Annotated in this window: 9 protein-coding genes; 8 read left to right on the forward strand and 1 reads right to left on the reverse strand. The window is 35.2% G+C overall.

The genetic code is table 11. From position 1 onward, the window contains the following. Window positions 1-10: 10 nt before the first annotated feature. Window positions 11-520: an AmmeMemoRadiSam system protein A gene (amrA, locus tag ACZ430_RS01955; RefSeq protein ID WP_297214290.1), complete on the forward strand. Its 510-nt coding sequence runs from the start codon at window positions 11-13 to the stop codon at window positions 518-520. On the opposite strand, the gene hflX is transcribed toward amrA, so the two are convergent. Further along, the gene (gene hflX, locus ACZ430_RS01960) at window positions 498-1,916 is read right to left on the reverse strand and encodes a GTPase HflX (protein ID WP_297214295.1); all 1,419 of its coding nucleotides are present in this window, start codon (window positions 1,914-1,916) and stop codon (window positions 498-500) included. The two genes, amrA and hflX, sit on opposite strands and share 23 nt — an antisense overlap. Before the next feature lie 377 nt (window positions 1,917-2,293). On the opposite strand from hflX, the gene mfd reads away from it, so the two are divergent. The 7 genes from mfd to ACZ430_RS01995 are packed head-to-tail and all read left to right on the forward strand — an operon-like array spanning window position 2,294 to window position 12,874. Further along, window positions 2,294-5,416, forward strand: a complete 3,123-nt coding sequence (gene mfd / locus ACZ430_RS01965) for a transcription-repair coupling factor (RefSeq protein ID WP_297214298.1) — start codon at window positions 2,294-2,296, stop codon at window positions 5,414-5,416. 2 nt (window positions 5,417-5,418) lie between these two features. Next, on the forward strand, window positions 5,419-6,153 hold the full coding sequence (locus ACZ430_RS01970) for a tetratricopeptide repeat protein (RefSeq protein ID WP_297214301.1): 735 nt from the start codon (window positions 5,419-5,421) through the stop codon (window positions 6,151-6,153). Window position 6,154: 1 nt separating this feature from the next. Next, the gene (gene murJ, locus ACZ430_RS01975) at window positions 6,155-7,711 is read left to right on the forward strand and encodes a murein biosynthesis integral membrane protein MurJ (protein ID WP_297214304.1); all 1,557 of its coding nucleotides are present in this window, start codon (window positions 6,155-6,157) and stop codon (window positions 7,709-7,711) included. Next, complete coding sequence (locus ACZ430_RS01980) at window positions 7,708-8,337, forward strand: MBL fold metallo-hydrolase (RefSeq protein WP_464910639.1); 630 nt, start codon at window positions 7,708-7,710, stop codon at window positions 8,335-8,337. Before murJ ends, ACZ430_RS01980 begins: the two co-directional genes overlap by 4 nt. A gap of 16 nt (window positions 8,338-8,353) precedes the next feature. Further along, window positions 8,354-9,970 (forward strand): phosphate/phosphite/phosphonate ABC transporter substrate-binding protein, encoded by a 1,617-nt coding sequence (locus ACZ430_RS01985; RefSeq protein ID WP_440871042.1) that lies wholly within the window; start codon window positions 8,354-8,356, stop codon window positions 9,968-9,970. Beyond that, window positions 9,933-11,531: an ATP-binding protein gene (locus ACZ430_RS01990; protein ID WP_297213570.1), complete on the forward strand. Its 1,599-nt coding sequence runs from the start codon at window positions 9,933-9,935 to the stop codon at window positions 11,529-11,531. Before ACZ430_RS01985 ends, ACZ430_RS01990 begins: the two co-directional genes overlap by 38 nt. A 2-nt stretch (window positions 11,532-11,533) precedes the next feature. Continuing rightward, complete coding sequence (locus tag ACZ430_RS01995) at window positions 11,534-12,874, forward strand: sigma-54-dependent transcriptional regulator (RefSeq protein WP_297213572.1); 1,341 nt, start codon at window positions 11,534-11,536, stop codon at window positions 12,872-12,874. Window positions 12,875-12,906 lie beyond the last annotated feature (32 nt).

Genomic DNA, 12,906 nt, shown 5'->3' on the forward strand with positions numbered 1-12,906 from the left:
TACTTTAGATATGAGTCTTTACGTTGAAATAGCTAAAAAAACAGTTGAAGATTTTGTTAAGACGGGAAAGATTCCTCCTGCTTCAAAGGAAATTCCAGAGGTCATGAAGAAAAAAGCCGGTGTTTTTGTATCAATAAAGAAAAAAGGTAAGTTAAGAGGATGTATAGGCACTTTTTTACCCGCCACTGATAATATATATACTGAGATAATTCGCAATGCGATAGCAGCAGCAACAGAAGACCCCAGATTTCCGCCCATCCAGGAAAGTGAACTTACGGAGCTTGAATTTTCAGTAGATGTTCTTTCCCCGCCTGAGCCTATAAAAAGCCTCGATGAACTTGACCCTAAAAAATACGGCATCCTTGTTGTTAAAGGATGGAAAAAGGGTCTTCTACTTCCAGATATTGAGGGGGTTAACAGTATTGATGAACAGCTGAAGATAACCAAACTTAAAGCAGGCATTGACCCCTTCGATGCTGATGTTGAAATATATAAATTTACAGTAGAGCGTTACAAATAAGTTTCTCTTCCCATAGCTTACTTTTTATCTGCTCTATTAAAGGTAGAAGAGTTTGTTTATCAATTGCAGAAATTCCTATGGCATCATATCGTCTGCATATCTGTTCTGCCTCTGAGGGACTTATTTTATCAATCTTATTGAAAACCAACATCACAGGTTTTTGACTTAGGTTTAACTCTTTTAGAATGTTCCTAACAGAATCGATGTGATTTTCAAAGTAAGGATTTGATATATCTACTAAATGAATCAGAAGGGATGCATCCTCTAATTCTTCTAAGGTCGATTTAAAGGCATTTACCAAATCCTCTGGAAGGTCTCTAATAAATCCAACGGTATCTGTAATTATCAGTTCCTTTTCTTCGGGAAATTTCAGCCTTCTTGATGAAGTATCGAGAGTAGCAAACATTTTATCTTCAACAAAGACCTCGCTTTTTGTCAATGAGTTTAAAAGAGTTGATTTACCTGCATTTGTGTATCCGATTATTGAGACAATTGGAATAGCAACCTCTCTTCTCCTCTTTTTTCTCTGCTGTCTTGCCATATTAAGCTTTTTGAGTTCATTTTCAAGATTATGAATCCTCTCCTTTATTCTTCTTCTGTCAACCTCAAGCTTTGTCTCACCGGGGCCTCTTCCTCCTATACCGCCGGCAAGTCTTGACATGGCTGTTCCTTTACCTGTTAATCTCGGAAGCATGTATCTAAGTTGAGCAAGTTCGACTTGAACTTTTCCATCTCTTGAGTGTGCCCTTTTTGCAAAGATATCAAGAATAAGTTGACTTCTATCTATCACCTTAAGTTCAGTCATCTCGCTAATTGCTCTTATCTGGGAAGGTGTTAAATTTTGGTCAAATACAAGAAGAGTCGCTCCCCTATCCATAGCTCTTATTATCAACTCTTTTAGCTTACCCTCTCCGAGAAGATATTTGGGATTTATCTCTTTTACCCTTTGAACAACTTTGTCAATAACTACTAAATCTGTTGAAAGAGCAAGCTCTTCTAATTCCTCCATATGTTCTTCAAGGATATACTTAGGGTCTGTTGACACACTGATTAAAATGGCTCTTTCTCTGATGTCAGAGGTATCAATTGCCCTTAATCTGTCCATTTCTGTTTCAATGTTATTTATAAACTCTCTGAAATTAAAGCGAAAATTAGATAAATTAAAGGATATTATTTCAAACTGTCTTTCTACTCCTAAAGGCAAAAGATGAGCAATATAAATGGTTTGAGGTATTCCTTTGTCTTGAGTTATAACTGCAAGAATGTCAAATCTTAAAAGTCTTAAATCCGTAATATCCTCTCTGTCTGGAGGCTCTTGATTTAAATGAGTATGGACATATCTCAACCCCCTTAAAGGACGTCTTCCAATTGGAAAATTGTCAAGTTCTGGAATCATAACTGATTTAGCAGTGCCAACTATTACATGAGTAATATTACCTGCTCTATCAATTAAAAGTCCTATCTGCCTGTTGATTTCATTTGATAAAACGCATAGAACTCTTGCTAAATCTGTAGTTATTATGGAATCTACAGGTTGTCTTTTGTGGTAAAGCTTTTCTAATTGGTGAACTACACTTCTTTTTAATCCATTTGTATTTCCGTAAAGCCTGGCTATATTATTTGCCCTCCTTGTATTTAATACCCTCTTTTTAAGAATATCAAAATTTCGTTATTTTCTCAACGTAGAGAAGAGAAGTTGATTTAATTAAGAGAAATTGATAGAGCCAAAATAGAGATTTCTCCTGTGATAAAATATGAAAAGAAGCAATTTAAATGAATTCTTTAGAATATACATCAAACCTATCAGAAGCCCTGAAAACAGAAAGCTCTAAAATTATAAGTCTTATAAAAACGACAGAGGAAATCTACAACCTTTCTTTAACTGCTCTTGCTTTGGGACTAATATTTTTGAAAGAGAGTTTCCTTGTTTTCGAGGAAAATGAGGAGAATGCCTACAAGCTATTTACTGCAACAAAGACTTTTTCGCAATTTTTCAATATCTCAGAAGACATACTATTTCTTCCTTCAGAAGGTGCTGAAAGAATAAAAACAGTTTTTGAGATATTACATAACAAAAAGAACCGGATAATCACTACCTTTGAAGCTTCGAAAGTGAATTCAAATATTAAACCCCTGAGCATTCAACTAAAGAAGGGATTAACCGTAGAGAGAGAAGTTCTCAAAAAATCTCTATTAGATGCAGGATACAGACAGGTTGAGTTAGTAACGCAAGAGGGAGAATTCTCACATCATGGTTGGGTATTTGATATATGGAATACAGCAGAAGAATATCCTGTTAGAGTTGAATTTTTTGGAGATGAGATAGAGGAACTGAAGATTTTTTATCCTGATACACAACGTTCTTTTAAATCTGTAGAGGAGGCGTGGATATTTCCATTCCTTGAAAAAGAAAAAGATTGCGAAATAACAGAATTGTCTGAGTTTGAAATTATATTTTCTGTTAATAAGAATTTAGATTATAAAAAATCAAAGGTTGTTAAAATTTCCCATCTTCCAGTTAAATTTTCATCCCGAGCAGTCGATGCTGAAGATAGACCTTTTTCTGGATTAGGAGTTTTCCCAGAGGAGAGAAAAGTTATTGCCGATTTCCCTAAAAATTTAAAAAAGCTGGGAGTACCAATAATTTTCTCCATAAATTCTCTCGGCAAGGCAGAATTTATAAAAGAAATCCTTTTTAATCATGGAATTATCGCCCCACTCATAGGAAAAAGCGATGTTGGCAATTATTCAGGTAAGTATCTACTAACTATTTCAGAGCTTCAAGAAGGTCTATTCAGAGATAATATTATGATTCTTACTGAAAATGAAATTTTCGGTGAAAAAACAATAAAAAGAAAAAAGCCCCCTCTTCAAAAACTTCCTGTTGACGGACTTGAGATAAACGAAGGAGACTATATCGTCCATAAAGACCACGGTATTGGAATATTCAGGGGTATCAAAAGGCAGAAGTATGAAGAAATGGAAGAAGATGTCCTCGTTCTTGAATACAGGGATGGCGATATAGTATATGTTCCCACCTGGGGGATTGATAAAATCTACAGATACTCAGCTAAAGAAGGATTTACTCCGGCATTAGACAAACCAGGCACTAACAGATGGCAAAGGGCAAAGGAAAAAGAAAGAAAGAGAATACACGATATAGCAGATAGACTTATTAAAATATATGCCCATAGAAAAACGGAAAGAGGCTTCACCTACAGCGAAGATACAGAAATACACAGAAACTTCGATGAATTTTTTCCTTACGAAGAAACAGAAGACCAACAAAAAGCCATTGAAGAAATACTTAAAAGAATGAGGCAGCCCCTGCCCTTAGAAGTGCTTTTATGTGGCGATGCGGGCTATGGAAAAACGGAAGTTGCTATGAGAGCTGCTTTCAGAGCAGTCTACGATGGAAAACAAGTAGTTGTTCTTACGCCAACTACCCTTTTAAGCGAGCAACATTACCGGAATTTTAAAAAGAGGTTCGAACTTTTCCCTGTAAGAATTGAATGCTTAAATAGATTTAGGAAGGAAAAAGAGATAGAGAGGGTTATCGAAGATACTAAGAATGGAAAAGTTGACATTTTAATTGGGACACATATGTTAATTCTTAAAAATATTGATTTTGCAGACATAGGCTTAATGATAATAGACGAGGAACAGAAATTTGGCGTAATACAAAAAGAGAAAATAAAAGAGAGATATCCCAAAGTTGACTTGATTACTATAACAGCCACGCCAATACCCAGAACACTTCAGATAGGATTAAGCGGATTGTGGGATATTTTTGTAATTCAAACTCCTCCGAAAGAAAGACTGGCTGTAAAGACCTTTATCATTCAAGAAAACGATAAAGTCATAAAAGAAGCAATTGAAAAAGAAATGAATAGAGGTGGACAGATTTTTTTCCTTCACAACAGGATAAATGACATTGAGTCGATATACTCGAAAATTAAAGAACTTGTGCCTAAAGCAAAAATCGCCGTGGTACACGGAAGGACTAAAGAGAAAATTCTTGATAAAACCATGATAGAATTTCTCGATGGCAAGATTGATATACTTCTCTGCACATCCATTATTGCCTCTGGCATAGATATCCCGAATGTAAACACCATTATAATAGACCAAGCACATCTTTTTGGTCTAAGCGACCTTTATCAAATAAGAGGAAGAGTTGGCAGAGGAGATAAACAGGCCTTTGCCTATATGATAGTTCCTCCTGAGGATACCCTCACAGAAAATGCAAAAAAAAGGATAAAAGCAATAAAAGAGATGAGCTATCTCGGCGCAGGGTTTCACATTGCCCTTAAGGATTTAGAAATAAGAGGTGCCGGCGAACTTCTCGGCATTGAACAATCCGGTGTAAACAGAGTTGGCTTTGACCTTTACATTGAGATGCTCAATGAAGCAGTAAGAGAAATTAAAGGAGAACTAATCTCAGAGGTAAAACTACCGGAGGTTCAGTTAAAAATTCCTGCTTTTATACCTCAAAATTATGTAGAAGAGACATCAATGCGATTAAGAATATACAGAAAACTTTCACAGAGCCGTGACATTGATAGTTTAGAAAAACTTAAAGAAGAGGTATTTGATAGATTTGGTAAACTACCAAGGGAAGTGGAAAATCTTTTTAATATAGCTCAAATTAGAATTTTATCTTCGAGATTAAATATTGCTAAAGTTCAGCAGACAAAAAGAGGGTTTCGGTTTACCATTCAGGATACGCCTGAACAAATATTCGTTAATAAACTCGTATATCTCTTAAGTAACTTTAAAAAAAATGGTCTTATAGGAGAGTTAAAGTTTCAAACTGACGGATTTGAAATAGACATCAAAGAGCTGGAGAAATTAATCGATTTCCAGAAAAAACTAATCTCAAAATTGGAGAGATAAAAATGATATACTATAAAATCATGAATTTCCTATTGAAACTTATAACATTGTCAATTGCCTTAATCATTGTAGGATGCATGAGCGATGAAAGGATTAGGCAAACAAATGAATCAGATTTTCACAAGGAAATTGGCTTTGCTTACTACATAGAGAAAAATTATCAACTTGCCTATTCCTCTTTTCATAAAGCCTTACAGATTGACCCCAATAACAAAGATGCTTTACATGGTTTAGCTCTTGTGCATATGGAGTTTCAAGAGTATGAGATGGCAAGAGATTTATTCCTTCGAACACTCTCCATTGACCCTAATTATGCTGATGCATGGTTTAATCTGGGACTTTGCTACCAAAAACTAAACATGCACAATGAAGCAATTAATGCTTTCAGCAAAGCTTTAAACAATCCCTTTTTTGTAACTCAAGACAAGGCTTATTTCGGTCAAGGATTATCTTACTACAGGATTGGGAAATATGAAGATGCAAAAAATTCTCTTGACAGAGCCATAAAAAGAAATGTCCTTCTATTCGATGCTCATTTATATTTAGCTCTTGTGTATCAGAAACTGGGGGCATACTCAGAAGCATCAAAAACCCTTAAATACTCTCTAAAAATTAATCCTAACTATAAAGGAGATATTGATAGATTCACAAAAGATTTAATAGATGCCTCTAAATCAGAAAAGGGAGCAATTCCTAAAGAGGATATTCTTGACCTCATCGAAATTCTAAAGTATTAAAATGGCTAAGGGAAGAATAGTTAAGGCTGCCGGAGCTATATCCGTTGCTACCACCTTAAGTAGAATCTTAGGATACATAAAGGATATGATTCTCGCCAAATACTTTGGAGCAACCGGTTTGAGTGATGTCTTCTTTGTTGCATTCAGAATTCCCAACTTACTAAGAGAGCTTTTTGCAGAAGGCTCAATGTCATCGGCCGTTGTTCCAGTATTAAAGGAATCGCAAGTAAAGCATGGAGTAGAAGAAACAAAGAAAATTGTAAAAAGCCTGTTTACTTTTATACTATTTGTTGTTGGCATAATTACAATCTTTGGAATAATACTAAGCCCACAGATAGTAAAGTTTATTGCTCCAGGCTTTATTGAAAATCCTGAAAAATTCAATATAACCGTTCTTCTAACGAGAATCATGTTTCCTTTCTTGCTTTTTATCAGTTTAGCTGCTCTTACAATGGGAACACTAAATACGAATAATACATTCTTTATCCCTGCCCTTGCACCTTGCTTCTTAAACATATCTATAATAATTTTCACGACAGTTTTCAGTAGCTTATTCCTTAATCCTATAATAGCAGTAGCTGTGGGGGTTACAGTAGGAGGGTTACTTCAATGGCTTGTGCAACTTCCTGAATTTTACAAAAGCGGTTTTAAACTTGGACTTACGGCCTTACATCCTGCCTTAAAAAAAATTCTCCTATTAATAATTCCCACAACTCTCGCGATGGCAGTTAATCAGATTAATATTTTTGTAAGCACTATTATCGCGAGCTTTCTTCCTGATGGCAGTATAACCTATCTTTATTATTCAATGAGACTTATTCAACTTCCCATTGGAGTATTTGGAGTGGCCGTTGGTATGGCCGTTTTACCTACGCTATCACAACATGTAGCCGAAGGAAACAGGGATAAACTTGCCACAGATTTTACATTTTCGCTCAAGCTTCTGTTTTTCCTTACTGTTCCCTCTACATTAGGTTTAATTATGCTTAAAGAGCCGATTGTTAATACACTTTTTCAGAGAGGCATTTTTGACCTTAAAGCCACATTAAATACAGCTCAAGCATTACTTTTTTACAGCATTGGCATAATCGGAACAGTAGGGTCAAGAACAATTACAGCCACCTTTTATTCTCTTCAAGACACGAAAACTCCTGTTATATGTGCAACTGCAGGAATGGTTACAAACATCTGTCTTTCCTTTATTCTTATGGAAAACATGAAACATAATGGATTAGCTCTTGCCTATTCTATGGCAGCAACGGTTCAGTTTATTATGCTTTCAGTTTTCATAAAAAGAAAAGTAAATATAATCTCATTCTCTTCTATAACACTTTCATTTCTTAAAAGTTTTTTAGCAGCCTTAGTCAGTGTTTCGGTTGCTAAACTGATATGTAGCATAGATAGTTCTCTCTGGCAGCATAGCGAAAAAATGCCTCTTAAGTTCTTACTTCTGAGCATCTCTATTGCAACTGCTGCCTTGCTATATCTAATGATTTGCTATTTGATGAAACATGAGGAACTAAGTTATATTTTAAAAAAGTTTAGGAGGCAGAAATGAAAATAAAAAAATTTGAAGTCGGTCCTCTGTTGGTAAACTGTTATGTTGTTTATGATGAAATATCAAAAGAATGCTTCATTATAGACCCAGGAGATGAACCTGATTTGATATTAGATTTTGTAAAAGAAGAGGAACTTAATGTCAGTTACATAATTTGCACTCACGGTCATTTTGACCACATTGGCGCTGTGGGAGAAATAAAAGAAGCAACAGGCGCCGAGATTATTCTGCATGAAAAAGACTTGGAGATTTATAAAAACTCTCCCATAGTGGCAAGCCAATTTTTTGGAATTGACATGGAAATACAACCAGACCCTGACAGACTTATTAAAGATGAAGACTTAATAAAAATATTCAAAAGAGAAATTCAAGCCATACACACTCCAGGACATTCGCCCGGTAGTATTTCTATTCATTTTGATGGCTATCTATTTACAGGGGACACACTTTTTGCAGGTTCCGTAGGTAGGACAGACCTTTTCGGAGGAAATATGCAGGAACTAATGAAGTCTTTAAAGAAAATAGCTCAACTTCCCTCTGAAACTATTATACTGCCAGGTCACGGACCGAAATCAAAATTAGAAACAGAAAAGAAAACAAACCCTTTCTATCATGATATTCTATAGGTTTCTATTAATCTTCTTGATTATAACCTGCCTTTCATGTAGCAAAACATCAGATGAGAAAACAGCAAAAACTCAAATAGAGGAATTTAAAGGAAATCCTGTTATCATCGGAGTTTTACCAGAGGAATCTCCCCGAGTTGTTTACGAAAAATTCTATCCATTAAGAAAATTCCTTTCTCACTCTCTTCAAAAACCCGTAACCATAGATATTGCAAGGGATTTTGAAGATTTAGAGACAAAAATTAAAAATAATAAAATACATCTTCTTGTGATTGACCCAACTACTTATTGCGAGCTCAAATGGCATATGAAAAATAAGATTTTTCCTCTCATAAAACCTGAAGGCGGTATTGCTGAGACCAGAAGCGTATTTGTCACAAAAGAGGGGAATAATATAGAAAAGATATTCGATTCCCTTGGCAAAAAACTTGCTCTTGGTGAAGAAAAATCATCTTTCAGTTATCTCATACCTATGTCTATGTTAAGAGATGTGGATATATCAATCAAAGATTTCAAATCCGTTGATATGCTCTACAAAGAGCAAAGAATTGCCCTTTCCATACTTATCGGAGATTACGACATAGGAGCTATGAGCGAAATAACTGCTAACAAATATCTAAAAGACGGTCTAAAAATAATAAGAGCTTCTGAGCCTACACCAAAATTCTTAATAGCCTATGTTAACGCTTTAAACAGAGAAGATAAAGAAAAAATCAGAGATGCCATAATAAATAAAGCAGACAAGGAAATTCGAAATTCCATGGGCGTAGAGAAGTTTGTAGTTGCAGAAGATAGAGACTTTGATTATATAAGAGTACTCATAAGAAATGTAAAAGGAGTGGACTATATAGAGTATAGTCCTAAAACAATAAAAGTTGCTATCCTGCCCCTTTACAGCCCTCTCACAATATATAAAAGATATGACCCACTTATGAGATATCTTTCTGAAAAGACTGGATATGAATTTAAGCTCGTTATTCCTAAAAACTTCGAAGAGTTTATCCATATTGTATCTCAAGGTAAAGTTCATTTCTCTTATCAAAACCCCTATGTTTTTTCTATAATTCTTCGTAAATTTCCTATAAAACCCCTTGCAATTACAGTAGGTGAAGACTGTACTGCTGATGAAGGAATCTGTGGAAATGAGAAATTCCGAGGCATCATAATAACGAGAAAAGATGGAAATATAAATAAAATTGAAGATTTAAGAGCCAAAAAAATCATGATAGTATCACCAACTTCAGCAGGAGGATATCTGTCTCAAAAGTTGTATCTTGAGAAAAAAGGCTTTGACATGAGAAAAGATTTTAAATTGATTGACGCAAAAAGGCAAGAAAAAGTCATAATCGGCGTTTATCGGGGAGAAGCTGATGCTGGTTTCGTAAGAGAAGCTGCATTAAGCGTGTGGGCAAAAGAAGTTGACATCTCAAAAATCAAAATTCTTGACTACGGTGAATATCTACCAAACTGGCCTTTTGCAGTGGTGAACAATCAAAATCCAGAGCTAACAGCAAAGGTAAAAAAAATAATCACAAAAATAGAAGACGTTACAATATTAAACAGAGCAAAGGTAAAAGCCTTTAAAGAGGCATCAAATGAAGATATGGAACTACTTAAGAAACTCAGTTACTAAAAAAGCTCTCGTATCCATACATAGATTGAGTATAGGCTGGAAGATATTTTTCTCTTTTCTCATTCTCTTTTTTGTAATAATGCTGTCGATAAACCTTCTCATTCTCAACTATCAAAAAAAATCATTGAGAAACCAGATAGATGCAAATATCTCTTTGCTTCTTGAAAATCTATCAAAAGAAGTAGTAGATAATTTTATTTTCTTTGACCCTCTCGCAATTGACGAAAAAATAAACTCTGCCATGAGCAATCCCGGAATGGAGTATATAATGCTCACTGACAACAATGGTAGGGTAATAGGTCATAGTGATAGAAGCCAACTTGGTAAATACGTAAACTTAGATTATAATAGATGGCGAAAAATAGACTATGACAGAATTCTTCATATAAATTTACCCGTTGTCTCAGGAGATAACTATTTTGGAATACTAAGAGCTGGGGTATCAAACATTAAAATAAATGACTACATAGAAAAATCAACAAAAAATTTAGAAAACTACATTTACATAATAAGTTCTCTCTCCTTTGCCCTAACTGTTTTACTCTCTTTCATGCTTTCTAAAACCCTAATAAAACCACTTCAAAGTCTAAAAAATAAAATGGCAAACATAGGGACGGACAAGCTTGAACTGTGCGAAAATCCTACAAATGTTCTGTGTAAAGATGTTTTCAAATGTGAAAAAACAGACTGTCCTGCCTATGGTAAGGAAAGATGCTGGTTCATAAAAGAAGCAAAAGAAAATTGCAAACAGTGCCATAACATTGACTGTAAAGAATGTTATGTTTATAAAATCTCCTGTGGTGATGAAATAGGCTATTTAATTGAAACTTTCAATGAGATGATAGTTAAATTGAGAGATTCTTTACGAGAGCTTGACAGAACAACAAAAGAGAAATTAAGGCTTGAAAAATCCTCTGCAATGGCTGAAATGGCAATGACCGTTGCTCACGAGATAAAAAATCCTCTAAATGCCATAAAAGCATCGACATCTTATTTAAAGGCTAATTTTCATGGTGAAGTTCTAAGAGAGTTTTTGTCCATAATTGACCGAGAAACAGAAAGACTGAATGAACTTATAACGAGCTTTCTTTCTTATGCAAGACCTGTTCCACTTAAGTATGAGAAAGGAAATATAAATCATGCCTTAAGGGATGTTATAAAGCTGGTGGAGACAGAGATAAAGGAAGAAAAAAAGATACTAAAAACCGAGTTTGACCAATCAATACCGGAATTTTATTTTGATAATCATCAACTAAAACAGGCTGTTCTTAATTTATTAGTAAATGCCACAGATGCTACCAATGAGGGTGACATAATAACAGTTAAAACCGAAAAGATAGATGGAAAAGTAAGAATTATAATAAAAGATACGGGAACAGGAATTCCTGAAGAAATTATGGATAAAATATTCGAACCCTTTTTCACTACAAAAACTACTGGGTCAGGATTAGGCTTAGCCTGCGTAGAGAGAATAATAAAAGAGCATGAAGGCACAATCGATATAAAAAGTAAAATAGATGAAGGCACTGAATTCATAATTGAAATACCAATAAAAGGTTAACAATGGCCTATATCTTATACATAGACGATGAAATAAGCGCCCTTCGGGCGATTTCAGCAATTCTAAAAAAAGAAGGCTATTCAGTCTATACAGCTACAACAGCTGAAGAAGGTATTGAAGTGCTTAAGAAAAACCCAATTGACTGCATTTTACTGGACTACAGACTTCCGGGGATGAATGGAATAGATTTGCTTAAATGGATAAGGGTTAGTGAAATCTCTGTTCCCACAATTATGCTAACAGCCTATGGCACTATCGAGAAAGCAGTGGAAGCCATGAAGCTTGGTGCCCATCACTATCTAATAAAACCGGTCGATACAGAACTGTTAGTAAACGTCATAAAAGAAGCTATTGAAAAATCAAAAGGGATTCATAGATTTGAAAAAATCGATGCTCCTTTTCCAGAAATAATAGGAAAAAGCAAGGTCATGCAAGATGTATTCTACATAATGGAAATGGTAGCAGAGAGCAATGCAAACGTTTTAATTACGGGAGAGTCAGGGACGGGTAAGGAATTGATAGCAAGAGCAATTCATAAAAAATCCTTAAGAAACTCAAAACCTTTTGTTATTGTGGACTGCACAACAATTCCTGAGAATCTTCTCGAAAGCGAACTTTTTGGTCATGAGAAGGGAGCTTTTACAGGAGCTACCGAAAGAAAGACCGGTCTCATAGAGCTTGCCCATGAAGGAACTGTTTTTCTCGATGAAATCGGAGAGCTTCCAATGTTCCTACAGAAAAAACTTCTCCGATTTCTTCAGGAAAGGGAAATTCAAAGAATTGGAAGCACTCACAGAATAAAAATCGACGTAAGAGTGATTTCCGCCACCAACAGAGACCTTGAAAAGGCAGTTAAAGAGGGGACTTTCAGAGAAGACCTTTACTGGCGATTAAATGTGGTGAGAATCAATCTCCCTCCTTTAAGAGAGAGAAAGGAGGATATTCCCTTACTTGTAAACCACTTCCTTAATAAGTTCTCAAAAGAAAACAATAAGCCTCTTCCTCAACTTGAACAAGAAGTATTAGAGGCACTCATAAATTATGATTGGCCAGGGAATATAAGGGAACTTGCAAACATAATAGAAAGAGCCGTGGTTCTATCACCTTCAGGAGTTATATCAATAAAATATCTTCCCAAAAAAATCCAGGAAAAAACTGGCTGGCCAGTAAAAGAAGAGAGCACCCTTAATCTTCTTGAAGTTGAAAAATCTCTAATCCTAAAAGCATTAAATTCCACTGGCTGGAATCAAACAAAAGCTGCTGAAATTCTTGGTATTTCAAGAAAACAACTTCGCACTAAAATGAAAAACCATGGGCTTCTATCCTCAGCAGATGAGGATTAATCAAAATTTGCTAAAAAAGGAAATGAAAATAT

The sequence above is a fragment of the Thermodesulfovibrio sp. TK500a genome, from assembly GCF_055381765.1.

Excerpts from the sequence above, each read along its gene's own strand:
- amrA (WP_297214290.1), top strand. The coding sequence starts at position 11 with ATGAGTCTTTACGTTGAAATAGCTAAAAAAACAGTTGAAGATTTTGTT.
- hflX (WP_297214295.1), bottom strand. The coding sequence starts at position 1,916 with ATGATTCCAGAACTTGACAATTTTCCAATTGGAAGACGTCCTTTAAGG.
- mfd (WP_297214298.1), top strand. The coding sequence starts at position 2,294 with ATGAATTCTTTAGAATATACATCAAACCTATCAGAAGCCCTGAAAACA.
- ACZ430_RS01970 (WP_297214301.1), top strand. The coding sequence starts at position 5,419 with ATGATATACTATAAAATCATGAATTTCCTATTGAAACTTATAACATTG.
- murJ (WP_297214304.1), top strand. The coding sequence starts at position 6,155 with ATGGCTAAGGGAAGAATAGTTAAGGCTGCCGGAGCTATATCCGTTGCT.
- ACZ430_RS01980 (WP_464910639.1), top strand. The coding sequence starts at position 7,708 with ATGAAAATAAAAAAATTTGAAGTCGGTCCTCTGTTGGTAAACTGTTAT.
- ACZ430_RS01990 (WP_297213570.1), top strand. The coding sequence starts at position 9,933 with ATGAAGATATGGAACTACTTAAGAAACTCAGTTACTAAAAAAGCTCTC.
- ACZ430_RS01995 (WP_297213572.1), top strand. The coding sequence starts at position 11,534 with ATGGCCTATATCTTATACATAGACGATGAAATAAGCGCCCTTCGGGCG.